This window comes from Paeniglutamicibacter kerguelensis, from assembly GCF_017876535.1.
Lineage (GTDB): Bacteria > Actinomycetota > Actinomycetes > Actinomycetales > Micrococcaceae > Paeniglutamicibacter > Paeniglutamicibacter kerguelensis.
In genome coordinates this window covers 3,892,334-3,915,631 of record NZ_JAGIOF010000001.1, presented here as the reverse complement: position 1 = coordinate 3,915,631, position 23,298 = coordinate 3,892,334, and the positions used below count along the sequence as shown (strand labels likewise).

Below are 23,298 nucleotides of genomic sequence, written 5' to 3'. Positions count from 1 at the left end.
CACCTCGCGCGGGTGAACCCCGGTGACCTTCGCGAAAGCAAGGGAACGGGTCAGAGCAGCCCCCTGTTTTGGGCAACTGAGACGGCTTCGCTGCGGTCGGAAACGCCGAGCTTCTGGTAGATGCTGCGCAAATGCGTCTTCACGGTATTCACGCTCAGCGTCAGTTTGCGGGCGATTTCGGCAACACTTTGATGCACCGGCAATTCCTTGAGGATCTCATGTTCCCGCGGTGTCAAGGTCTCGCCGCTGGTAGCGCCGACGGGCTCTTCAGGAAGGATCATCCGCACCCGGCGATGTATGTGGGCAGCGAATTCGTCCAGGTGGCCGAGGCGGCCGATCCGCGCGCCGAGCATGGCAGCGCCCTCACCGCCGCGTGCCGCGAACGGCTGCACCGCATCGAACCGGTGCGCCAGCTTTAGTGCCTTGGCCAGTCGCAGGTCCGCCTCGCTGCCGCGCCCCTGGAGCTCGGCGGCGCGGGCCAGCAAGATCCATGCTCCAACGGGGGCGCCCGCATGCCAAGTCTGCGCCCTGCGGTCGAGCGCAGAAAGAAGCTGTTCTTCCGCGGCATCGCCGGTTCGCGACGGAAACGCGAGTGCGAATCGAACGGTTTCCGATTCCAGGGTGTTTTCCCCGAATGCATTGAAGATTTCTTCGGCGCTCTCCAGCGCTTCGGATCGTCCGTCCAGCTTCAGGTGCAGGCTGGCCACACGCAGGGCGGCCGGGGCGAACACCCTGGGATACTGGTCGCCGTGGTCGCGCAGCAGGCGGTCCACCGTTTCCAGCGAGACCCGCGGATTGGCTTCCGAATCCAAATCGGGGAAGCTGCGCAGGGCGATGGCCGGCACCAGCGTGCCGTGGGTCGCATGGTACGCATCGGCGGTGATGATCTCGTCGAGCTCTTCGAGGGGCACCTGCTCGCAGCGCCTGAACGACCGTGCCGCAGACATGATGGTCGCGGCCGAACGCACCCAGTCGTGCTGGGTGCGCGGGCCGTCCAGAACCCGGACGGTGATTTCGTCTTCGAACGCGGCGGCCTTCTCCCACTGCCCCGAAAGAGCTGCCACCTGCGCCCCCAGCTCGGTCGCGAGCAATGTCAGCCAGGTGTAGCCGGCACGGTCGGCGCTGATTCCCACCTCACGCAGCATCCGCAGTCCGTCCGCAGACTCGCCCAGCTGGCCGATGCACCAGGCCTCCGCCGTTTCGGCCAGTAGGTCCAGGGCAAGGCTCTCCCTGCGCAGGGCCGAGATGTCGTCTTTTCGCAGGCGTTCGACTCGCTCGGCGAGCTGTAGTTTCGAGCGGCCGTCCAGGCAGTGGACGGCGATGGCGGCGGCCAGCCATTGGTCCTGTGTTGCCGCGTCCGTTGTGTCATGTTTTAAGGCTTTTAGGAACAAATGGGACGTCCGCGTCACGTCGGCGAAGTACGGCGCCTCGAGCAGGAGGTTCGTTGCCAAGAGCGCCACGGGTGCGCAGTGTGCAGGCAGGGTGGCCGCGGCGCGGGTTACAAGGTCGGTTTCGCCGGCGAGGATGAGTTCCAGGCCGAAATGCTCGATGGTCTGCTGGATGGTGGTCGGCCGGGCAGAAGCGATGGCCTCCTCCAGCGCATTCGTGGCGTCTTCCTGGGCGCTGAACCATCTGCAGGCGCTCGCATGGGCCGCAGCGAAGGCCTCCGCGTCCTTGCGGCGGGCATCGGCTTGCAGGAAGCTGAGCAGCACCGGGTGGTAGTGGTAGCCATCCGAGTCCTCGACCAGCAATGAATTCCGTTGGGCTACATGGTGCAGCAACTCGCCGGTGTTTGGCATGCCTGCCAAGTGAAAGGCCAGTTCGAAGGGCACGTCACTTCTGATGGCCGTCCGGGAGAGCACGGATCGCTCCTCAACGCTCAAACTTTCCAGAACCTCGCTCACCAAGTAATCGGCAACAGCGCGATGGTCGCCATCGAACCCGGTGACAGCCGCATTCGCATTGTGCCTGCCCTTCAACCACGGAACGGCGAGGGTCAATGCCGTCGCCCATCCGGCCGTTCTGCGCAGCAGCACCTGGGCAGCGGAATCGTCGAGTTCGCATTCGTGGTGCTCGACCAATACGTCCAGCTCCGCACGGGTGAAGGAAAGATCGGCAGTGCGCAATTCCGCCAGTACCCCGGCCGCTTGCAAGTCCCTAAGCGCGGCAAAGGGTTGGTAGCGCCCGGCGACGATGAACCCCGCCAAAGAAGGCAGCGTCTTGACGAGTGCTGCCGCTGTGGATTTGGCCCTGCCGGCCGCGAGCAAATGGATATCATCGATGATCACGATGCGTCTGGGGGGATGGGTGTGCATGAGCCTCTCGGTGTCGGTTTCGATGATGTCCTCAAGGATTTCGGGTACCTGCCCCAGGTCCTCTTCCATGATCCAGGTGACCTTGAGGCCTGCCGCCGCTAGCCGGCGCGCCCAATGCGCAAGCAGTGTCGTCTTGCCCGACCCGGCAGCGCTCCAGATGGTGATCGCCCGGTGTGAACCGGCGAGGAGCTCGTCGAGTGTTGCATCGAGCCGTGGTCGGCTTACGAATCGGGCACCTTGCGGCGGAACTCCCGGCAATGGGTTGACAATTGTCTTCAGTTGTTGCTCTTCTTGCATCCTTCATCGACCTCCAAATGGGAGCACTTAGGCGGCATAGCGTGGGCAGCGTCAGCGTAACCGATCGGCAGCAGGTTTCTCTAGGGTCTTTAGACGCTTGTAATCCGGTTCCAAAAATGCGGGAATCCCAGTGAGTGCGGGTTTCGCAACCGGGGAACACCGAAAATTCTCCTGAAGTTCCAGACGTGTCTTCCCGCGTCTGCCGGGTGGCGCAGGTCCAGGGAAAGCGGCCGCCAGCTGGTGCCTGTGGCGTTTCATTCGGAGAACGGCTCCGAGCATTGAGTTCTCCGGCCGCATTCGAGTGAACGTGCGGTCCCGGTGGTTCGATGAACCAGGTCTCGACCGGCACGCCACGAAACGAGCAAAACCCCTCGGGAGAAGGGGTTCCGCTTTCCGGATCCCGCATGCCGCCCATGGGCCGGCCGGCCGGTCACTCGAGGAGTTCGAAGTCGTCTCGGGGCCAGCCGTCGCCGAATGTGTATTCCGCGTTGTAGCCCGTCGAATTTGCGTCCAGCGGTGTCCGTGTCCACACCCGTTCGGCGTCGGCAAACAATTCTTGATGCGGCTCGGGCCAGGCGCGATGCCGGCAGTCTGCGGGTGAGGGGAGAATGCCGCCACCATTTTGGTTGATTCGTTGAATTCCAACATCGACCTCACCCTGTATGGGTGTGCCCGGTACAAGAAGCCCACCGCAGACGGGCTGTGGAGGGTCGGCGGGCCACCGAAACCGGGTGCGCCAAAAAAATCTCCAGCAGACATCACATCGAAAGCATGAGGAAGAAGAGAGAAATGGCGAACAACTCGAATGACATCCAACGTTCAGCGCTTCCGATCCCGGACCTTGCCTACACAGGCACCGTCACATACGACGCGACCTCGCCCGACACGAAATACCCGCCGATCAAGCGGTTGCTCCCGCCGGAGGGCGCGCCGAACGTGCTCGTGGTCCTGCTTGACGATGTCGGATTCGGGGCGTCCAGCGCCTTCGGCGGCCCGATCCACACCCCGAATTTTGAGCGGGTCGCCGCAGCCGGGTTGAAGTACACCCGCTTCCACACGACGGCGATTTGCTCCCCCACACGGGCCGCGTTGCTCTCGGGCCGCAACCACCACACGGTCGGGATGGGCGGCATCACGGAAATCGCGACGAGCGCACCGGGGTACAGTTCGGTGCGGCCGAACAACTGTGCACCGCTGGCCGAGACGCTTCGACTCAATGGATACAGCACGGCACAGTTCGGCAAATGCCATGAGGTGCCGGTGTGGGAAACGAGCGCGGTCGGCCCGTTTGACCACTGGCCGACGCCAGGTGGCGGCTTCGAGTACTTCTACGGGTTCATCGGCGGCGAGACGAACCAGTGGTACCCGGCAATCTACGAGGGAACGACGCCCGTTGAACCGTGGGGAACCCCCGAAGAGGGGTACCACTTCATGGACGACATGACTCAACGGGCCATCAACTGGACCAAGCAGCAAAAGTCGCTCGCACCTGACAAGCCGTTCTTCACCTACTTTGCCCCCGGTGCGACGCACGCACCGCACCATGTCCCGGCCGAGTGGGCGGACAAGTACAAGGGAAAGTTCGACCAGGGCTGGGACAAGCTGCGCGAAGAGACGTACGCCCGGCAGAAGGCCCTGGGGGTCATTCCCGAGGGTGCGAATCTCACGACCCGCAGCGAGGGAATCCCGTCGTGGGATGAGATGGACGAGCAGCTCAAGCCGCTGCTCGCACGCGAAATGGAAGTCTACGCAGGCTACCTCGAATACGCCGACCACCACGTCGGGATGCTCCTGGACGCGCTCGAGGAACTCGAGGTGCTCGATGACACGCTGCTGTACGTGATCATCGGTGACAACGGGGCATCGGCCGAGGGCACGATGGAGGGTACAACCAACGAGATTTTCACCATGAACCACATGACCGACATGGAGGATGCCGCATTCAAGCTCGCCCACATCGACGACTTGGGCACGCCGGCCTCCTACAACCACTATGCGGTCGGGTGGGCCCATGCGATGGACACGCCGTACCAGTGGACCAAGCAGGTGGCTTCGCACTGGGGCGGCACGCGGAACGGAACGATCGTCTCCTGGCCCAACGGGATCGCGGCGCGGGGCGAGATCCGCAACCAGTTCGCCCACGTCATCGACGTGGCACCCACCGTTTTGGAGGCCGCGGGCATCCCGGAGCCCTCCACCGTGAACGGCGTGACCCAGCGTCCCTATGAGGGCACGCCGATGAACTACAGTTTCGAGTCCGTCGACGCACCGGAGCGGCACACCACCCAGTACTTCGAGATGCTTGGCAACCGCGCGATCTTCCACAACGGGTGGACGGCCGTGGCCATCCACAAGAAGCCTTGGCTCGCCTCCGACCACGGACTCGACGACGATGTCTGGGAGCTGTACAACGTCGAGGAGGACTGGACCCAGACAAACGACCTCGCGGCCCAGGAACCGGAGAAACTGGCCGAGCTGCAGCGCTTGTTCCTCATCCAGGCAGCCCGGTTCAACGTGTTGCCGATGGACATCCGCTCGGCCGAACGCATCAATGCTGACATCGCCGGCAGGCCCCAGTTGCTGAAGGGCGCGTCGCAGACCTTCCACCCCGGCATGAAGCGCTTGAGCGAGGGCTCCGTCCTGAGCATCAAGAACAAGTCGTTCACCGTCACTGCGGCCATCACGGTTCCGGACGGCGGTGCGAACGGCGTGCTCATTGCCCAGGGTGGCGCGTTCGGAGGCTGGTCGGTGTATCTGACCGACGGCAAGCCCGCGTTTGCGTACAACGTGCTGGGCCTGAGCACCGACTTCACGCGCTCGGAAAAGGTGCTTGAGCCCGGTGAACATTCGCTGGTTGTGCACTTCGTCTACGACGGCGGGGGACTTGGCAAGGGCGGAACGGTGACGATCTCCGCAGACGGCACCGACTATGCGACGGGCCGGGTTGAACGTACTCAGCCGTTCCTGTTTTCCATTGATGAAACCCTGGACATCGGTGAGGATGTTGCCTCTCCGGTGTCGAGCGACTACGGGCCGAGCGACAACCAGTTCACGGGAGAAATCTCGTGGATTCGCCTTGACCTCGGCGATGACAACCACGACCACCTGATCGATCAGCAGCATTTGGTGAACATCGCTATGACTAGGCAGTAGCGCAGGTTCGTCATGAATTCGACAACAGGTGGGCGGCGCGGCTGGCTGCCGCCCACCCTGGCCGGCTACCAGCACCGGTGGCTCAGGAGTGACATCCTCGCGGGGGTTTCGGCCGGGGCAGTGGTGATCCCGCAGGCCATGGCCTACGCGACCATCGCGAACCTTCCGGTGCAGATCGGCTTGTACACGTGCATGGTTCCCATGCTTGTGTACGCGATGCTCGGCGGCTCGCGGGCCATGAGCGTTTCAACAACCTCGACCATCGCCACGCTGACCGCGACCACGCTGGTTTCCGCCGGGGTCGCGTCGGGCTCGGAGGATGCCATCGGCAACCTGATGATGCTCACCCTGCTCGTCGGGGCCATCCTCATGCTTGCCAGGCTGTTGAAACTCGGATCCATTGTCGAAAACATCAACAAGGCAACGATCACCGGCATCCAGGTCGGTGTGGGCGCCACCGTTGCGGCGGGGCAACTGCCCACGCTGTTCGGGGTGGACAGCGGGTTCACCGGGCACGGCTTCATCCGCTCGGTGACCGCGACCGTTGAGGCGCTGCCGCAGCTCAACGGGGCCACGTTCGCGCTCTCCGCCGGGTCGATCGCCACGCTGTTCCTGCTCAAGCGCTTTGCCCCCCGGGTGCCCGGGCCACTGGTCGTGGTGGCCGCCGGGATCCTGCTTGTCGCCTTCACCGGGCTGCGGGATGCCGGGGTGCAGCTGATCGACAAGGTTCCGCAGGGGCTGCCGTTGCCGGGGCTTCCCTCCTTTGAGAACATCGGGGCCCTGTTGCCGGGGGCGCTGGCCATCTCGATCATGGCCTTCCTTGAATCCGCTGCGGTGGCCCGCGGCATCCGCCAGGCCGGAGAGCACCGGATCGACAGCAACCAGGAGCTTCTTGCCACGGCGGCCGCCAACGTTGCAGGTTCCCTCTTCCAGACAATGCCGGCGGCGGGCGGCTTCTCCCAAAGCGCCGTCAACCAGGGGGCCGGGGCCAAATCGCAGTTCTCCGGCATGGTGACGGTGGCCCTTGCGATCCTGGTTGCCCTCTTCCTGGGCCCGGTGCTGAGCCTGCTGCCCAGCGCCACCCTTGCCTCCCTGGTGTTCGTCGCGGTGTTCGGCTTGATTGACGTCAAGGGGCTTGCCCGGTTGGCGCGGATCAGTCCCCGCGAATTCTGGATTGCGCTCGCGACGGCCGTTGTCGGTCTCACGGTGGGCTTGCTCGCGGCCGTTGCCGTCGGCGTCGGGGCGACCTTCGGCCTGCTGCTCCATGAATTGGGCCGCGTGCGCTTGAGCGTGGTCGAGCGCCGGGGATCTGCGCTCTGCCTAGCGGTCGGGGGACCGCTATACACGGCAAATGCCTTGGAGACCGAGAACCTGGTCTTGCGCCTGGCCGGCGAACAAGAAGGCATCGACACCGTGGTTCTTGACCTCACACTCATGCACCAGACCTCGGTCACGGTCCTGGACACACTGGTGGACCTCGACCATGAGCTCGCCGAAATGGGAATTATGCTGCGCTTGGCATGCGTGTCCGACATGTCGGCGGCGATGGCCATGAAGACGGCTTGGTACCGGGGGTTGAGCGAGGAAGACCGCGTGTTCGATTCGATGGACGACGCGTTCAGTGCGCCGGAAGCATCCTGAGCGCCGCTGCGTCGCGACGCGTACGAAGTGCGGCATCATCCGAGAAAGGTGATGTCTTACTTCGAAAGGGAATGGACGATTAGACAAGACCCGAGACGACGGGGACAACCGTAACCATGAATGAAAGCGGAGGACACGCAAGCCTTTGAGACCGAAGCCGTGGAACTTCCCGCCTGCGGGTATAGAGGAGCTGTTCCAGCAGCAAGCCCCGCCAAAGGGGCTACCGTATCCGACACCAAGCACGACCCTAAGGAGCCTTTCATGCGCAACACCACCAAGATGTTCACGTCCCTGACCTTGACCGCCCTTTTGGGGGTTTCCCTGGCGGCGTGCAGTTCCACGCCGGAGGAAAACACGGCCGCCGCTTGCGAATCATACGCGGCATTTGTCGGTTCCGTCGCCGAGGTGAAAACCTCCCTGGACAGCGGCTCCACCGTGGGCGATATCCAGGCGGCGCGCGACAAGGTCGCCTCCACCTACGACGACCTGCGAAAGTCGATGGAAAATGTCGCCGAGGATCGCAAGGGCGAGCTCGACACCGCCTGGAATGACCTGAACAAGGCGGTAAACGACGTGAGTTCGAGCATGACGGTTCCCGAAGCCAAGGCATCGCTGTCAGATGATGTCGCCAAGGTCGAGGCGGCGCAGGAGGCTGTCGGCGAAGACCTGAAATGCTAGCGTCCTAGCGTCCTAGCGTCCTAGCGTCCTAGCGTCCTAGCCACGCCGCCGCGGCGGAAAACTGCGGTTTCCGGACCGTAATCCACAGGGCCGCCTCAGGCCACCGTTTCATTTCGGTGTCCGGGGGCGGCTTTGCCATGTGGTCACGGGTTCGTCAAGCCGGGGTTGGGTGAGAATGCCAACGCGGTTTTCGGTAAGCACCTGTCCCTTGACCGGCATAAGCTATTGCCCATGTCTGCACCCGTGAAAGCACCCCGCCTGCCTGCCTTTAAGGAACCGACCACGCAAGGATCGGGCGACCTGACCGGGCTGGACCTCGACGGGCGTGCCGAGGGGCTGCTCTTCGAATCCGACGACGCGGACGGGGTCGACCTCGAGGATGCGGTTTTCACGGAGTGCATCTTCCGTTCCGTCGCGTTGCAGGGTGCCCCGATGGCCCGGGTGACTTTCGGTGACTGCCGCATCGAGGAGGTCAACGCCCCGGTGCTCGAGGCCCCCGAATCGGGTTGGTGGAACACTGCCGTCGTCGGCGGGCGCATCGGCTCGGCCGAACTCTACGGGGCGACGTTCCGCTCGGTGCTTTTTGAGCGCGCCAAGCTCGGCTACCTGAACCTGCGCCGCGCCAAGATCAAGGACGTGATGTTCCGTGACGTGCACATCGAGGAATTGGATGCCGGCACCGCAAACCTGGAGCGCGTCTCCTTCGTCGACTGCACGATCGACACGTTGGTGCTCAACGGCGCCAAGCTCAAGGACGTGGACCTGCGCGGGGCCCGCCTGCGCACGCTTTCGGGCATTTCCTCGTTGAAGGGGGCGACCGTCACCTATGAGCAGCTCATGGACCTAGCCCCGATCCTGGCCGGCGAGCTGGGCCTCAAAATCGAGTAGTTCCGCATTCACGCTGGACCCCAATGTCCAGCTTGGCTCGATAGGGTGGTGGTTATGCACCAACCGTACCCCCAGCACCCCTACGTGCCGCCTGCGCCGCGGCCGCGCCAACCTGTCTTCGATTCGGGCAAGATGCGCCGCGGGGATTGGGTGGTCATTGGCCTGTACACGGTGCTGTTCATCTTCGGCGCGGCCGGCCTGATGGCCATGATCCCGGGATTCACCGAGGCCTTCAACGACCAGGAATCCGCGATCTTCGGCGTGAACATGATCGCCTATGTCGTGGTTTTCACCGCGGCGATCATCATGGGATTCGATGCGCTGCGAAGTTCCTTTGCGACGTTCAAGTACTACCCGTGGGTCAAGGCCCTGGCGATCCCGGGCGCCTGGCTGGCCACGCTGTTTATCGGGGCGGCCGTGATGGTGACGCTGGGCAACCCGGTGAAGAGCGAAAACCAGCTGGCCATCGAGGGCATGACCCGTTCGGTGCCGTTCCTGACGATGTTTGTTGTCACGGCGCTCCTGGGACCATTTGTGGAGGAGTACGTTTTCCGGCACCTGCTCATCGGGAAATTGAGCCGCAAGATCAACGTGTGGGTGTGCGTTGCCATCTCCGTGGTGCTGTTCACCGGGCTGCATTTTGTCGGTGCGGGGTCCTTCGACATCACCTCGGCCGTTCCCTACATGACGCTGGGCATCATGATGTCCGTTGCCTACGTCCTCACCGGCAAGTCCCTTGCCTATTCGTACATCCTGCACGTCTTCAACAACTCCGTGGCGCTGATCATTTCCTATACGCTGCTGCCGCTCTTCCAGCTGTAACCCCTGTTCGTGGAGCAAAAAGAAATCATGGGTATCCAAGGGCACGGTGATTCGCCGTGGCAGGGGCATGTGCATGGCAGCAAGGGCTACAAGCGCATGATCCTCGCGCTTTTTGCCGCCGGCGTTGCCACGTTCTCGCAGTTGTACTCGGTCCAGGGCGTGCTTCCCGAACTCTCGCGCGATCTTGGCATCAGCCAGTCGCAGGCCGCACTTGCCGTTTCCTCGGCGACACTGGGGCTGGCCTGTTCGGTGCTGGTGTGGTCGCTGCTGGCGGACCGGATTGGCCGTTTGCGCACCATGACCATTGCCGTGGTTTGCGCGGTGGTCCTGGGGCTGGCGGTGCCGTTCTCGCCGGGATTCGAGTGGCTGCTGGCCCTGCGCTTCGTCGAGGGCCTGGCGCTGGGCGGGATTCCGGCGGTTGCCCTGGCGTACCTGGCCGAGGAGGTGTCGCACCTGCACGCGGCGGTTGCAGCGGGAACCTACATTTCCGGCACGAGCCTCGGGGGACTGGCCGGGCGTTTGGTCGCCGGTCCGCTGAGCGAATTCTGGAACTGGCGGGTGGGAACCCTCGTGGTGAGCGTCATGGCCGCGATAGCCGCGACGGTTTTCATTGCGGTGGCCCCGAAGCCCAGGGGCTTCACCCCCGTTCCCTGGTCCAGCCCGCACACGATTCCGTTGTGGAAAAAACTGTGGATGAACCTGCGCCACGGTTCGCTGTTGGCGCTTTATGCCCAGGGTTTCCTGCTCATGGGCGGATTCGTGGCGGTGTACAACTACCTAGGCTTCCGCCTGGAGGCGCCGCCGTTCCTGATTCCCGCATCGCTGGCCTCGCTGGTGTTCGTCGCATACCTTTCCGGAACCTGGTCCTCGCGCCAATCCGGGACGATGGTTGCGCGCTTCGCGCGGCTGCCGGTGTTGCTCGGGTCGATCGGCATCATGCTTGGCGGGCTGCTGGTCACCCTGATTGACTGGCTGCCCTCGGTAGTGTTCGGCATGCTCCTGTTCACCGCCGGATTCTTTGCCGCCCATGCGGTGGCCAGCGGATGGATTCCCCTGGCCGCCGTTGGCGGGCGGGCGCAGGCCGCGAGCCTCTACAACCTGGCCTACTACGGCGGTTCCTCGCTCTTCGGCTGGGCCATCGGCCTGGCTTTCGACGCCGGAGGCTGGCCCGCGTTGAGCCTTGCAGTTTCGTCGCTGTTGGTTCTGGCCGCGGTGTTGGCACTGCTGGGATTGCGGCGTAGCGAACAACCCGGGGCGGCGGGCTCCTAGAGCAGTTCCATGAGTTGCTTCTTATAGGCGTCGAAGGCGGCGACACCCGCTGCCGTGATACCCAGATAGGTTGCGGGGGAGCGTCCCTCGATGACTTTTTGCTGGGAAATGTATCCGGCGTCCTCGAGCTTGCGCAGGTGCGTGGAGAGGTTCCCGGCGGTCATGCCCAGGATTTCGCGTAGCTTCGGGAAGGCCACGGATTCGTGGGGGCCCAGGGTGTTCAGCGCCGACATGACACGCAGGCGGGCGTCGGCGTGGATGACCGGATCGAGTTCGGCCATGGCCTACTTCACCGCCGCGGTGTTGTCGCGGCGGCGCAGCACCAGCATGGTGATGCCTGCGGCCGTGAAGAGGACCGGGCCGCCGATGGCGAAGATCGAGATGAATGCCGAAGCCCCTGCGATCAGGCCGGCGATGTTCAGCACGGTGAAGCAGACGCCCAGGATGAACATCGGGCGGTCCTGGAAGACCGCGGACCCTGCCATGTACATGATGCCCACCACGAGGATTGCCACGGCGTTGATCAACCAGCCGGTGACCAGCTGGTCGCCGTTGACCATCAGCTTGGAGAAAGCGATGGAGAACACCGCCACGGCGGCGAAGCCGCCCATCCAGCTCAGCCCGTAGGCCATGCCGGCGAACTTCGAATCCCCCCGGATCCCGGACCCGGAGCGGATGCCGAGAACCGCGGTGTAGGCCACTGCCGCGAAGAGGATCGCGGCGCCGATGAGCAGCGCGGTGCCGTAGGCCAGCGGGAGCCAGCCGAATGCCGCGCCGTGCAGCAGCCCGTATCCGGCCAGGTAGGCGGCGGCCCACACAAAGTAGATCACTGCCGTGTTGGGTTCGGTGGAGGCGCGGGTGGCGGCCACAGCCTGGTTGATGGAGGCCAGTGCCGTGCGGGGGTCCAGCTGCGGTTCCGGGGCGGGGGTCGCGTTGGTATTCATGATGCCTGTCCTTCGGGTTCGGTGAAAGCCGGATGGTGAAGTGACGATCGATCTGCAAATCAGTTTGTAACGCAAACTGGTTTGTGTCAAGAGGTTTGCGGAGGATCCGCAACACCGCGCCCCGGTAGTCTGGTGGGGTGAATGAAGCTGCCAAAAACCAGGCCCAGACCCACGAGTCATCGCGGGGTCTTGGCCGCACCATCCTGGCGCTCGCCATTCCGGCGCTCGGCGCGCTGATCGCCGAACCGCTCTTCCTGCTGGCCGACACCGCCATCATCGGGCACCTGGGAATCAACGAACTGGCCGGGGCCGGGCTGGGGACCACGGTGCTGCAAACCGCGGTGGGCCTCATGGTTTTCCTTGCCTACTCGACGACGCCGGCGGTCGCCCGGGCCATCGGTGCGGGGCAAACCGGCAAGGCCATGGCGGCGGGCCGCGACGGCATCTGGCTGGCCTTGGGGCTGGGTACGGTCCTGGCACTGGTCGGCTTCTTCGGCGCCAAGCCCCTGGCCGCGGCCATGGGTGCACAGGGCCCCGTGCTCGGGTTCGCCGTCGACTACATCCAGTATTCGACCTTCGGAATCCCGGCGATGCTGCTGGTGCTTGCCGCGACCGGCGTGCTGCGGGGCATGCAGGACACCAAGACCCCGCTCTATGTGGCCGGGTTCGGGTTCGCCGCGAACATCATCCTGAACTTCATCCTGGTGTACCCGCTGAACATGTCTGTTGCCGGCGCCGCCCTGGGCACCTCGATCGCCCAGTGGGGCATGGCGCTGGTGTACCTGTGGATGCTGGTTCCTCGCATCCGCAGGGCGGGACAGTCGCTGGCCCCGCACGGTCGCGGCGTGCTGAGGACCGGGCGGGTCGGCTCCTGGCTCATGCTGCGCACCCTGAGCTTGCGACTCGCCCTGATCGCAACGGTGTGGGTCGCCACCGGGCAGGGGGCGCTCACTCTCGCGGCCCACCAGCTGGTGTTCACCATCTTCACCTTCATGGCCTTCGCCCTTGACGCGCTGGCCATCGCCGCCCAGGCGCTGATCGGCAAGGAGCTCGGGGCGGCCAACGCGCAGCGGGCGCGGCTGCTGACCCGGACCATGTGCCGCTGGGGAGTCTATTTTGGGCTCGTCACGGGTGCGGCGCTGGCCGTGGCCGCCCCGTTTGCCGGAGCCCTGTTCACGACCGACGAGTCGGTGCGCCAGGCGACGATGGTGGGAATCTGGATCCTTGCGGTGGCGCAGCCGCTCTGCGGATTGGTCTTTGTGCTCGATGGAGTGCTCATCGGTGCCGGCGACGCCCGCTACCTGGCCGTTGTCGGGATGATCAATCTCGTCGCCTACCTGCCGATGCTCTATGCCGTCACGCGTTTCGAGCACGGCGGGGTTTCCGCCGTGGCCTGGATCTGGGTGGTCTTCGGGATCGGCTTCATGGCTGCCCGTGCGGCGACGCTGTCATGGCGTGTGCGCAACGACAAATGGATGCGCCTGGGCGTCTAGGTCCGCAGGGCCTGGGCTGTCAACGACTGTGCGCTGACCTGGGGGATCGGTCGTGGCAGTGCAGCGTCGGTGAAATCCAACGTGATTCGAGCACCCGGGGCATTGGAGAGGTTCACCTGTGCACCCATGGCAGCGGCCTGGCCGCAGGCGATGGTCAGGCCCAGCCCGATGCCGCCACCCCTGGAAACGAAGCGCTCCGGACCGGTTTCCAAAATAAAACCGGGGAAACCGGGGCCGTGGTCGAAGACTTCCAGGTGCCCCGGGGAACTGCTAACCACCACCTGACCTCCTCCATGCGTGAGGGCATTGCGGACCAGGTTCTCCAAGATCCTCTCCAGCCGACGGGGCTCAAGCCACACCGTGGACTCCGGTGACTCCAGTTCCAGAACCAGCGATGCGCATTGGTCGGGGCAGTGTTCCCGGATGCGGGAGATGATGCCGCGGACGCAGGCATCAAGTTTGGTGGCCACCAGATCGATGGATTCCGTGCCCGATTCGAGCCGCGAGACCTCCAATAGGTCCTCGATCAGCGTACGCAACTTGGCTACCCGGTCCTGCACCAGCTCCGTGGGGCGAGAGGGGGGCAACAGGCTGGCCGCGGTGACCAATCCCGTCAACGGCGTGCGAAGTTCATGGGCCAAGTCGGCCGTAAAACGCTGTTCCGCCGCAATCTTCGCCGTAAGTTCCGCTGCCATGACGTCCACCGCCGCGGCGAATTCGTCGACCTCGTCCTTGCCGACGAAGGGTGGGCCGATGGCTTCCTCCACAACGATGTGCCGCTGCCCGGCGGCGATGGCCCGTGCGGCGTGCGCCCCATGTGCAAGCCGTCGAACCAGGCGAGACGCCACCAGAATTCCCAGCGCCGAGACAGCGAAGAGCGTGGCGATGCCCGCCCAGAACAGCGCGGTGTCCATGTGCGTGCGCACCTGCAGGCTGTCGGCCCAGGACACGGAGAGCGAGAGGATGGCTGGCTGTGAACCGAGCTCGACGGGGGCGGCCGCAAAGATCACGGGCACCCCATCCAAGGTTCCCCGATAGGACACCATGTCCCCGGCGCCGGCGGCTTCCCGCGCCTGAATCGGCAGGTCCGGATCGTTGACGGTGGCTCCCAGCACGCTGATGCCTGTCTCGCCCAGGATTTTCACCGCCTGCTGCAGTGATGCCGTGGCCTCGGTGCGCAGGCGTTGCTCTTCCGAGGTGTTGATCATCTGGCGCACCAGCAACGCGGAGACCAACAGTGCCATGAACACCGATACCGTGGTGACGAGCGTGATTTTCCACCGCAGACTCATGCTTGCTCAACCATGTAATCGATACCCGAAGCCGCGCACTGTCTCCACGCGCTCGGCCCCGATCTTGCGGCGTAGGCGCTGGACGTGCACGTCGATGACGCGGTGGTCGCTATCCCAGCCGTGCCCCCAGACCTCCGTGAGGATTTCCGTGCGGGATACGACGCTGCCGGGATCCTGGCTCAAGATCAGCAGGATGCGCATTTCGGTGGGGGTCAGGTGCACCACCTGTCCATCCAGCGTGACGCTGAGCCGGTGTGGATCAATGTCCAGCCCGTTTCCCGGGGTCTTGGGCGATTCGGCCTCAATGGGTGCGGGAATCAGTTCGCGGGTGCGGCGCAGCACAGCGCGCAGGCGTGCATCAAGAACCTGCAGGTCAAAGGGTTTGGCGAGGTAGTCGTCGGCCCCGGCATCCAACCCGTTGACCATGTCGATGCCGTCTCCGCGTGCCGATACCATGATCACCGGGACGCGGCTGAAACGGCGCAACGCGCGGCAGACCTGGGTGCCGTTCATGGTCGGCAGCATGACATCGAGCAGCACGGCATCCACCGGGTTTGTGGTCTGCTGTGCCTTGAGGCGCTCCAGACCCTCCAAACCGTCTCCGACGCCCTCCACCAGATAGCCAAGCCGGGAAAGTCCAAGCGTCGTGGCCTCGCGGATCACCTCGTCGTCCTCGATCATGAGCAACCGGATTCCCGGGGTCTCCATCACTTCTCTCCTTCAGGTTCCGCATAGTCGACGGGGCTCTCGAACGTGTCTCCTTCGATGAATCGGCCGTCTTGGTAGCGAAAGAGCCGAACCGACCAGCCCGAGGGGCAACACATTGGGTCTTGGGGTTCGTAGATGGCTTCCTGCGCAACCAGACTTCCGTCACTGCCCGAGGTCAGATAGATGTCTGAACCGCCCACCGCCAACACAATACGGGGAGTGCCGGCATCGTTGCGCACCACAAAGGATGCGAAGCTGTAGCTATCCCCGGCAGTACTCACTGAAAAAACTTGGAACCGCTCGCCTGCCGCCTCATGGCTGGGCAGGGCGATCACGCAGCGGGCACAGGTGCTGAGGTACTCGTGGATTTCCGCGGGATCCGCGCCGTCGGCGCGCAGGCCGCTCAAATCGGTGTTCAGCAGCAGGCTACGGATCTGCGCGGGGGTAAAGGGTTTTTCCCAAGCCTCCGCTTCTTCGGGGCTGATGGTGCGTTGCTTTGTTGCTGTCGCCGACGGCGAAGAACCCACGGACGGTACCTCCACGCGCAAGGCCTTACCCGTCGAGCAGGCACCGAGCATCACGCAGAAGGCCATGGCCAGGACGATGCCCAGGCCGCGGCGCAGAGCCATGGCGTTCCTTTCAGGGGAGTGCTGACCCCGGCGGAATTCGGGGGTTAGTGCCATTATGCCCGGTGTCATGCGTAGGAATTGTGACAAAATGCAGTCCCAACCTGTCGATTGTGTAACAACTTCGTGTGTCGTTCGAGACGTCCCCGGCCGTGAACCGTTGCCTGCATCGGGAAACATTGAGGCGGTGAATTCCACCCCCATCTCAATCACCGACCCCGCAGCAGGGGTTGCCGGCTCTTCGCCGACACCGGCGCGCAACCCCGCCCTCGATGGACTGCGTGGAATAGCAGTGCTGGCGGTGATTGCCTATCACCTGTGGCCGCAGGTGCTGCCCGGCGGATTCCTCGGCGTTGATCTGTTCTTTGTGCTCAGTGGTTACCTGATTACCGGTGGATTGCTCAGGCGCCTAGACGCGGGATTGTCCGTGGGGTTGCGCGGATTCTGGATTCGGAGGGCCAGACGGCTGATCCCGGCAATGCTGCTGATGCTGGTGGGTGCTACGGCACTGGCGATCCTTGCCGGCGGTGAGCTTCCCGCGAATCTGCGTGCGCAATGGCTTGGCGCGTTGAGCTACACCAGTAACTGGCTGCAGATCGCGTCAGGGAACAGTTACTTTGCGTCGGCAGAACCACCATATTTTCAACATCTGTGGTCACTTGCCATCGAAGAGCAGTTCTACCTGCTTTGGCCGGTGGTACTGGTTTTGCTGGTTGTAGTGCTTCGCACCAGGACCAAGCTGTTGGCCGCCGTGGCTATGTTGGGGGTTGCCGCGGCGGCAAGCATGGCGTGGGCTTTTGTTCCGGGACAGGATGCGAGTCCGCTCTACTTTGGCACCTGGACCCACGGATTCGGGTTGCTCATCGGTTCCGGGGCGGCCATATACACCAGCTTCCGTCCGAGCGCGCTCGCATTCGGGCTGCTGCCGCGAGTGCGCCGTTCGGGGGATCTGGCCGTCGGAGTGCTGTTCGCCGCAATTCTCATGGCCATGTTCCTCTTGCCCGACACGTCGTCGGTGGCCTATCGCGGGGGCATGGCTCTGTTTTGTGTGGCCAGCGCCGGACTGATTCTGTCTCTGGAACGACGGCATACGCTGGTGCGCGCGCTCTTGAATCAGCAGCATCTGCGGTGGATGGGCAATCGCAGCTATGGTCTCTATCTTTGGCATTGGCCGCTCCTGGTGCTCGCCGGTGTGCTCTTCCCGCCCCAAGCGGCCACGGCAGCAAATCTCTGCGTCCTCGCTGCAACGTTCCTGGCTGCCGCCGCGTCTTGGCATCTGGTGGAGCAGCCCATCATGCGTGACGGGTTCAAGGTCTCGCTGAGCGCGTGGCGATCGAATGTTGCGGGGCGTTTTGAGCCACTGGTTTCCGGTGCACCCGGCCGTTACAGCCAGATCGTGCCGTTGACGGCACTGCTACTGATTCCCCTGTGCACAATCACCGTATTGGTGGCTTCACCGAGGCAGAGCAGTCTGCAGCAGCAATTGACCGAGGCTCAAGAGATGCTCGGTGAGCAAGTCGACACTCTTGGCATCGCGGCGGCGCCCGAACCGCAGACTGCGCCCGTCACCGGTAAAGGAACAGGAAAAACCACGGGCTCAGCGAAGGGGAAACACGCCACGGGTGGCGACGTCACGGCGCTGGGCGACTCTGTCATGCTCGCCTCCACCAGAGAATTGCTGAAGGAGCTGCCGGGCATCTCCATCCATGCGGCCGTGGGCGCCCAGATGCGCGAGGCCCCGGAGAAACTGGAGCGGTTGCGGTACGAAAACCGGTTGCGCCGAGTAGTCGTGCTGGGTTTGGGCACCAACGGGGACCTGCCGGCGGGCACGCTGGAGAAGGTGCGTGACGTCATTGGTCCGGACCGCGAACTGCTTTTGGTCACTGTGCATGCCCCGCGGGCATGGTCCGATTCGGTCAACGAAAAATACCGGAGCGCTGCCGCGAAGTACCCAAACGTTCACCTGGTTGATTGGGCTTCCTTGGCGCCGGAACTCGACGATTTTGCACGCGACAGAGTCCATCCGGGCCCCCAAGGTACCCAAGAATACGCACGTCTGATGTCAAGTGCGCTGAGAAATTCCTGAACCACCGCTTTCCTGCTTCCCCCCACGTTTAGCCGCCGCTTGTCGGCTTCAGATTGAAAGGTCACATCTTGTCCGTCTTGCATCCGCGTTCCCGTCGCAGGGTTTTTACCTACCGCATCGCGGGACTGGCGCTGGTCGCCGCCTTGATGAGCGGGTGCGCGCCGGTTGTCGCACCGAGTACCCTGGCATCGGAGCCGACACCAACTTCTGCGCCGGCCAGCGAGCCCAAGCGATTCTCCCCGCGTCAGGGGCTGTCCCTGGAATTGGTGCCGGGAATCCATACGCTGGCGCGTACCGACGAAGTGAACCGAATCTTCGCGCAATGGTTGGCAGTACCCGGCCATCCGGAGGTGGAGAGCGCGCAACGAGCCACCGTCGATGAGACGATCGCGTCGTTCCTTGGCGCGCTGGAAGAGAAGTCAACCGGAGCGGCCTCGGCTCACGAGCTGAGTATTGACCCGGAACTGACAGGTTCCTCGCGCACGATGCTCGGAATCAGATCCAGCATCTCCGCCGTTGTTGGCGACAATACATCCAAGGGCTATTGGACGCAGTGGTTTGATCTAGGTGCAGGACGGATGCTTGAGACCAAGGAGCTCTTTGTCGATGCCGCGGCCCTGCAGAAGTTTGTAGACCTCGTGGGCTACGGCCTGCGCGGACGCCCCGGAATCGGTGAAGGGGCTGCCGCCCCGGTGGACCCACAACAGCCGGCATCACTCAACTTTGATGCCGCCGGTGACGCACTGGTGGAGTTCGGCGAAAACACCGTTGCGGCAAGCACGGAGGGCAACGTAGTAATCAAGCTGTCCGGCACCGTGATCACACCGCTTCTCAGCGCACCTGGTCAGCAGGTTCGTGACGCTGGCATGCGCCCCACCGGCATGCCTGCGCCGAAGCCTTCATCCACTTCGTCGGCTTCGGGCAGCAACTCCGGAACCAAGGATCCCGTTGACGGCACCCATGACGTTGACGGGAGAGATGTAGATTGCCGCAAGGTCAAGTGCGTGGCATTGACCTTTGACGACGGACCCGGGCCGAAGACGGAGCAGCTGTTGGATGCGTTGAAGCAGGAAAATGCGGCGGCAACCTTCTTTGTGGTCGGTCCGAATGCGGAGGCTCGACCACAGGTGCTGGCTCGCATGGTGGCGGAGGGACATGAAATAGGAAATCACACGTGGAACCACCGCGTGCTCACCTCACTGGCCCCGGGTCGCGTGGCCATGGAGATCAGCGGTGTCGCGGACGCGGTCGAGGATGCAACGGGTACGGCACCCACACTCTTGCGTCCGCCGTACGGAGCCACCAACGCCACGGTCAAGAAGGCCGCTGGAGTTCCAGTCATCTTGTGGGATGTGGACACCCTGGATTGGAAAGTGCGCGATGCGAGCAAAGTTGTGTCGAATGCGCTGCGAGACACCAGGCCGGGATCGATCGTGCTGATGCACGATATTCACTTCAGCACCATCGAAGCAGTTCCCGCGATCCTGAAGGGATTGCGCGCCAAGGGCTACCACTTTGTAACGGTCTCCGAGTTGCTTGCCTCGGCCAACCCGCAAGATGGTGCGGTCTATGGCCGTGGTCCGGCGCCGGGGAAAGCAAAATCGAAACGCTAAGGCATCAGGGGCACAAGCTCGGCGTCCAGTTCTTCAGGCCCAGAGACTTCCCGGATCGTTGAACTGCTGGGCCATCGTGGCGCGGATGGAGCGCAGGTGGGCCCGCATTGCGGCTTCGGCGGCCCGCGCATCGGCACCGGCGATCGCCTCGTATATCGCCTCGTGTTCGGCCTGCTCCGCGGGTGCGCTCATGTAGCGCTGGAGCCCCGGCAGGACATGATGCGCGCGGGCCGTTTCGTCGAAGCAATGGCGCAGCGTATCCGCCAGCCTGGTGTTGCGCGAGGCATCGGCAATGCACTGGTGAAAGCGCTGGGCTGCTTCCATGGCGGCCAAGGGATTTTCGGTGGAGACCTCGGCCTGCGAGTCCAGAATCTGGCGCAACTCCGCGACGAGTGCGGGGGAGAGATAGCCTGCCGCCGACGCCGCTGCATGAGGTTCCAACAACATCCGCAGGTCTAGGGTTTCCTGGACGTCGTTCAGTCCCATGGTCCTCACCAGATAGCCCTTCTTGGGCAGGACCGTCAGAAGGCCCTGGGTGGTCAGGATCCTGAGGGCCTCCCGCACGGGGGTCTTCGACACCGAGTATTCCTCCGCCAGGCGCGGTTCAACCACGATACTTCCGGGCGCCAGCTCTCCGGTGAGAATCGCCGAGCGCAACTGGACGACCAAGCCATCGGTCAACGAGGTTCCCATGCTGCCTCCTGGGGGATGTATGCCCGCACGTGGGCGTCATATTGGGAAAATGCAGATCAGACTGTTGTGAAAGATACTACCCGCCTGTTAGAAATATATTTCAGAGATTTTTCACGAAATTTTGCAAGGACGCTCATTCAACATGGCACAAAACCTGGCACCACCACTCAAGGAACAATCAGCAGATCCGCAGCGGCTCACCCCTGCCGGTCGCCGCGCGGTCTTTGCCGCAGTGCTCGGAACGGTGATCGAATGGTACGACTACGCCCTCTACGGCGCCGCGGCCGGGCTCGTGATTGCACCGCTGTTCTTCTCCGATGCGGTGGCCTCGGCTGGGGCGATGATGGCTTTTGCGACATTCGCCGTGGGCTTCGTTGCCCGTCCGCTGGGTGGTGTGATCGTCGGCCATATCGGCGACAAGTACGGCCGCCGACCGGCCATGATGCTGACAATCATCCTCATGGGCGTTGCCACGGTCGGTGTCGGCTTGCTGCCCACCAGCATAGCCATCGGTGCGGCCGCCCCGTTGCTGCTGGTGGTCCTGCGCCTGCTGCAGGGATTCGGTGCCGGTGCCGAGCTGGCCGGTGCGATGACGTTGGTTGCCGAGTTCGCGCCGCCCAAGCGCCGCGGTTTCTACACCTCGCTGGTGCTTTCCACGCCACCCGCGGGTATCGCCCTGGCGACCTTCGCATTCTTCGCCGTCTCGTCCATGGGAACAGACGCGCTGCTGGGCTGGGCCTGGAGGATCCCGTTCCTGTTCTCGGCTGTGCTCTTCTTCCTGGCCCTGTACATCCGCAACAGGCTCGAGGAAACCCCCGAGTACTCGGCGGCCATCAAGAAGGCCGAAAACGAACGCACCAAGACGCGGCTGCCGCTGCGCGACGTGCTGGCCCGCGACTGGCGCCAGGTCATCGTCGGTTTCTTCTCGATCACCGGCCACAATGCCATGAACTACATCCTGGCCGTCTATGCCCTCACGCTGATGACCTCCCCGGCGGTGGGGTTGGACAAACCCGCGGCCCTGCTGGCCGTCACGCTGGGCTCTCTGGTCAGCGTGGTCCTGACTCCGGTTGGTGGTTGGATGTCGGACAGGTTCGGTGCCCCGCGCGTCCTGCTCTTCGGTAGCCTCATGGGCGCGGCCTTGGCCTACCCGATCTTCGCGTTGCTCAGCGCCGGTGATTTCGCCCTGGCCTTCACCGCGATTGCCCTGGGCTACGGTCTTGTCATCCCCGCCACCAGCGGTGCGCAGGGCGCCTTCCTCACCAACCTCTTCCCGCCGCAACGCCGGCTAAGCGGCATCGGGCTGGCACGCGAGACCAACGGCGCGCTGGTTGCCGGGCTCAGCCCGCTGATCGCCGCGGCGCTGGTCACGGCCGCCGACGGGCAAACCTACCTGGCCGCCGGATACCTGCTGGCCTGCTGCCTGGCCTCGGCGATTGCCGTGGCAGCATCCAACCGGCTTCGCACCAACCGGTAGTTGTCGGGCCCTCCCGAGCCCGAATCCCGCCACCCCTACCCAAAGGAACAAAAAACGATGAAGCGACGCCTGCCGCAAATCTCCGAACTGCGTTCGCTGATGAAGTTCGAGCCGATTAACCTGGACCGGCGCGCGGCGCGGCTGGCCAAGGCCGCCGACGTGTGGGACATCAGGGCCATCGCCAAGCGGCGCACCCCGACGCCTGCCTTTGACTACGTGGACGGCGCGGCCCAGCGCGAGCTGACCTACCGCCGCTCGCGTCGGGTCTTCGATTCCATCGAGCTGATCCCGCGGATCCTGCACGGCACGGCCAGTGCCGACCTGTCCACCACCATCGCCGGCGCGAAGTCGTCGCTGCCCTTCGGCATTGCGCCGACGGGTTTCACGCGATTCATGCACGCCGAGGGGGAGACCGGCGCCGTTCGCGCGGCGGCCCGCGCCGGCATCCCGTTCTCGCTCTCGACCATGGGCACGCGTTCCCTGGAGGAGGTCGCCGAGGCAGCCCCGGAATCCCGCCGCTGGTTCCAGCTCTACCTGTGGAAGGACCGCGACAAGTCCCGCGAGCTGCTCCAGCGCGCCCGGGATTCCGGATACGACACGCTGCTTGTCACCGTCGATACCCCGGTTGCCGGCCAGCGCCTGCGAGATGCCCGCAACGGCATGGTCATCCCGCCGAAGCTGAACCTGAAGACGGTGCTGGATGCCTCCTACCGCCCCGAATGGTGGTTCAACTTCCTGACCACTGACTCGTTGAAGTTCGCCTCGCTGTCCAACACCAGCACCGACCTGCCGACGCTGATCAATTCGATGTTCGACCCGACGCTTTCCTTCGCCGACCTGGAATGGATCCGCTCGATCTGGCCGGGGAAGCTCTTCGTCAAGGGTGTGTTGACCGCCGAGGATGCCCGCAAGTCGGTGGACGCCGGTGCCGACGGCCTGGTCGTCTCCAACCACGGCGGCCGTCAGCTGGACCGCGCCCCGGTTTCCTTCGAGGCCCTGTCCGAGGTGCGCGCGGAAGTCGGCCGGGATGTGGAAATCATCCTGGACTCGGGCATCATGTCCGGGGCAGACATCGTTGCATCGCTCTGCGCCGGCGCCGACTTTGTGCTGATCGGACGCGCCTACCTCTACGGGCTCATGGCAGGCGGCGAGGAAGGCGTGGACCGGGTCATTGAACTTCTGGCCGAGGAGATTCGCGTCAACATGCAACTGATGGGGGCCGCGACCATTGCCGATCTTGGCCCGGAACTGATGCGCCGGCGCCCCCCTGAATTCAAGGGATAGAGCGAACGCCGTTAGACTC

18 protein-coding genes are annotated in these 23,298 nt (G+C 63.9%); 11 read left to right on the top strand and 7 right to left on the bottom strand.

The genetic code is table 11. The features are described from left to right. Positions 1–50: 50 nt before the first annotated feature. Positions 51–2,267: a helix-turn-helix transcriptional regulator gene (locus JOF47_RS17800; protein ID WP_245356415.1), complete on the bottom strand. Its 2,217-nt coding sequence runs from the start codon at positions 2,265–2,267 to the stop codon at positions 51–53. 1,134 nt (positions 2,268–3,401) lie between these two features. Here JOF47_RS17800 and JOF47_RS17795 point away from each other — a divergent pair. The 6 genes from JOF47_RS17795 (at position 3,402) to JOF47_RS17770 (ending at position 11,063) form a co-directional block, all read left to right on the top strand. Further along, on the top strand, positions 3,402–5,765 hold the full coding sequence (locus tag JOF47_RS17795; RefSeq protein WP_210000895.1) for an arylsulfatase: 2,364 nt from the start codon (positions 3,402–3,404) through the stop codon (positions 5,763–5,765). Positions 5,766–5,777: 12 nt separating this feature from the next. Beyond that, positions 5,778–7,406: a SulP family inorganic anion transporter gene (locus tag JOF47_RS17790; protein ID WP_210000892.1), complete on the top strand. Its 1,629-nt coding sequence runs from the start codon at positions 5,778–5,780 to the stop codon at positions 7,404–7,406. Positions 7,407–7,667: 261 nt separating this feature from the next. Beyond that, on the top strand, positions 7,668–8,084 hold the full coding sequence (locus JOF47_RS17785; protein WP_210000890.1) for a hypothetical protein: 417 nt from the start codon (positions 7,668–7,670) through the stop codon (positions 8,082–8,084). 231 nt (positions 8,085–8,315) lie between these two features. Continuing rightward, positions 8,316–8,972, top strand: a complete 657-nt coding sequence (locus tag JOF47_RS17780) for a pentapeptide repeat-containing protein (RefSeq protein ID WP_210000888.1) — start codon at positions 8,316–8,318, stop codon at positions 8,970–8,972. A 54-nt stretch (positions 8,973–9,026) separates the two neighbouring features. Next, a complete protein-coding gene (locus JOF47_RS17775; RefSeq protein WP_210000883.1) occupies positions 9,027–9,794 on the top strand; it encodes a CPBP family intramembrane glutamic endopeptidase in 768 nt (255 codons plus the stop codon). A gap of 27 nt (positions 9,795–9,821) precedes the next feature. After that, positions 9,822–11,063, top strand: coding sequence for an MFS transporter (locus tag JOF47_RS17770; RefSeq protein ID WP_210001838.1), 1,242 nt, complete (start codon positions 9,822–9,824; stop codon positions 11,061–11,063). Here the strand turns inward: JOF47_RS17770 and JOF47_RS17765 are convergent. Next, positions 11,060–11,344 (bottom strand): transcriptional regulator, encoded by a 285-nt coding sequence (locus JOF47_RS17765; protein ID WP_210000881.1) that lies wholly within the window; start codon positions 11,342–11,344, stop codon positions 11,060–11,062. The genes JOF47_RS17770 and JOF47_RS17765 overlap by 4 nt on opposite strands. A gap of 3 nt (positions 11,345–11,347) precedes the next feature. Next, a complete protein-coding gene (locus JOF47_RS17760; protein ID WP_210000879.1) occupies positions 11,348–12,007 on the bottom strand; it encodes a hypothetical protein in 660 nt (219 codons plus the stop codon). 137 nt (positions 12,008–12,144) lie between these two features. Between JOF47_RS17760 and JOF47_RS17755 the strand changes: the two genes are divergently transcribed. Continuing rightward, on the top strand, positions 12,145–13,500 hold the full coding sequence (locus tag JOF47_RS17755; protein ID WP_210000877.1) for an MATE family efflux transporter: 1,356 nt from the start codon (positions 12,145–12,147) through the stop codon (positions 13,498–13,500). Here JOF47_RS17755 and JOF47_RS17750 read toward each other — a convergent pair. From JOF47_RS17750 to JOF47_RS17740, 3 genes are read right to left on the bottom strand one after another with little or no spacing between them, the layout of a single operon-like run. Then, positions 13,497–14,792 carry a sensor histidine kinase gene (locus JOF47_RS17750; RefSeq protein WP_210000875.1) on the bottom strand — a complete coding sequence of 432 codons (1,296 nt, stop codon included), beginning with the start codon at positions 14,790–14,792 and terminating at the stop codon, positions 13,497–13,499. The two genes, JOF47_RS17755 and JOF47_RS17750, sit on opposite strands and share 4 nt — an antisense overlap. A 6-nt stretch (positions 14,793–14,798) precedes the next feature. Beyond that, positions 14,799–15,500, bottom strand: a complete 702-nt coding sequence (locus JOF47_RS17745; RefSeq protein ID WP_210001835.1) for a response regulator transcription factor — start codon at positions 15,498–15,500, stop codon at positions 14,799–14,801. Further along, positions 15,500–16,129, bottom strand: a complete 630-nt coding sequence (locus tag JOF47_RS17740) for a hypothetical protein (protein ID WP_210000874.1) — start codon at positions 16,127–16,129, stop codon at positions 15,500–15,502. The genes JOF47_RS17745 and JOF47_RS17740 overlap by 1 nt, the downstream gene beginning before the upstream one ends. Before the next feature lie 184 nt (positions 16,130–16,313). On the opposite strand from JOF47_RS17740, the gene JOF47_RS17735 reads away from it, so the two are divergent. Together JOF47_RS17735 and JOF47_RS17730 are read left to right on the top strand one after the other, a co-directional pair. After that, on the top strand, positions 16,314–18,212 hold the full coding sequence (locus JOF47_RS17735; protein ID WP_210000873.1) for an acyltransferase family protein: 1,899 nt from the start codon (positions 16,314–16,316) through the stop codon (positions 18,210–18,212). 68 nt (positions 18,213–18,280) lie between these two features. Beyond that, on the top strand, positions 18,281–19,825 hold the full coding sequence (locus JOF47_RS17730; RefSeq protein ID WP_210000872.1) for a polysaccharide deacetylase family protein: 1,545 nt from the start codon (positions 18,281–18,283) through the stop codon (positions 19,823–19,825). A gap of 33 nt (positions 19,826–19,858) precedes the next feature. On the opposite strand, the gene JOF47_RS17725 is transcribed toward JOF47_RS17730, so the two are convergent. Then, positions 19,859–20,518, bottom strand: a complete 660-nt coding sequence (locus tag JOF47_RS17725; RefSeq protein ID WP_210000870.1) for a GntR family transcriptional regulator — start codon at positions 20,516–20,518, stop codon at positions 19,859–19,861. Between the two features lie 142 nt (positions 20,519–20,660). On the opposite strand from JOF47_RS17725, the gene JOF47_RS17720 reads away from it, so the two are divergent. Beyond that, positions 20,661–21,995 (top strand): MFS transporter, encoded by a 1,335-nt coding sequence (locus tag JOF47_RS17720; RefSeq protein ID WP_210000868.1) that lies wholly within the window; start codon positions 20,661–20,663, stop codon positions 21,993–21,995. A 57-nt stretch (positions 21,996–22,052) separates the two neighbouring features. Then, positions 22,053–23,279, top strand: a complete 1,227-nt coding sequence (locus JOF47_RS17715) for an alpha-hydroxy acid oxidase (RefSeq protein ID WP_210000866.1) — start codon at positions 22,053–22,055, stop codon at positions 23,277–23,279. Positions 23,280–23,298 lie beyond the last annotated feature (19 nt).

Bases quoted from the DNA above. Each gene is read 5' to 3' on its own strand.
- JOF47_RS17795 (WP_210000895.1), top strand. From the start codon at position 3,402: ATGGCGAACAACTCGAATGACATCCAACGTTCAGCGCTTCCGATCCCG.
- JOF47_RS17790 (WP_210000892.1), top strand. From the start codon at position 5,778: ATGAATTCGACAACAGGTGGGCGGCGCGGCTGGCTGCCGCCCACCCTG.
- JOF47_RS17785 (WP_210000890.1), top strand. From the start codon at position 7,668: ATGCGCAACACCACCAAGATGTTCACGTCCCTGACCTTGACCGCCCTT.
- JOF47_RS17780 (WP_210000888.1), top strand. From the start codon at position 8,316: ATGTCTGCACCCGTGAAAGCACCCCGCCTGCCTGCCTTTAAGGAACCG.
- JOF47_RS17775 (WP_210000883.1), top strand. From the start codon at position 9,027: ATGCACCAACCGTACCCCCAGCACCCCTACGTGCCGCCTGCGCCGCGG.
- JOF47_RS17770 (WP_210001838.1), top strand. From the start codon at position 9,822: ATGGGTATCCAAGGGCACGGTGATTCGCCGTGGCAGGGGCATGTGCAT.
- JOF47_RS17765 (WP_210000881.1), bottom strand. From the start codon at position 11,344: ATGGCCGAACTCGATCCGGTCATCCACGCCGACGCCCGCCTGCGTGTC.
- JOF47_RS17760 (WP_210000879.1), bottom strand. From the start codon at position 12,007: ATGAATACCAACGCGACCCCCGCCCCGGAACCGCAGCTGGACCCCCGC.
- JOF47_RS17750 (WP_210000875.1), bottom strand. From the start codon at position 14,792: ATGAGTCTGCGGTGGAAAATCACGCTCGTCACCACGGTATCGGTGTTC.
- JOF47_RS17745 (WP_210001835.1), bottom strand. From the start codon at position 15,500: ATGGAGACCCCGGGAATCCGGTTGCTCATGATCGAGGACGACGAGGTG.
- JOF47_RS17740 (WP_210000874.1), bottom strand. From the start codon at position 16,129: ATGGCTCTGCGCCGCGGCCTGGGCATCGTCCTGGCCATGGCCTTCTGC.
- JOF47_RS17725 (WP_210000870.1), bottom strand. From the start codon at position 20,518: ATGGGAACCTCGTTGACCGATGGCTTGGTCGTCCAGTTGCGCTCGGCG.
- JOF47_RS17720 (WP_210000868.1), top strand. From the start codon at position 20,661: ATGGCACAAAACCTGGCACCACCACTCAAGGAACAATCAGCAGATCCG.
- JOF47_RS17715 (WP_210000866.1), top strand. From the start codon at position 22,053: ATGAAGCGACGCCTGCCGCAAATCTCCGAACTGCGTTCGCTGATGAAG.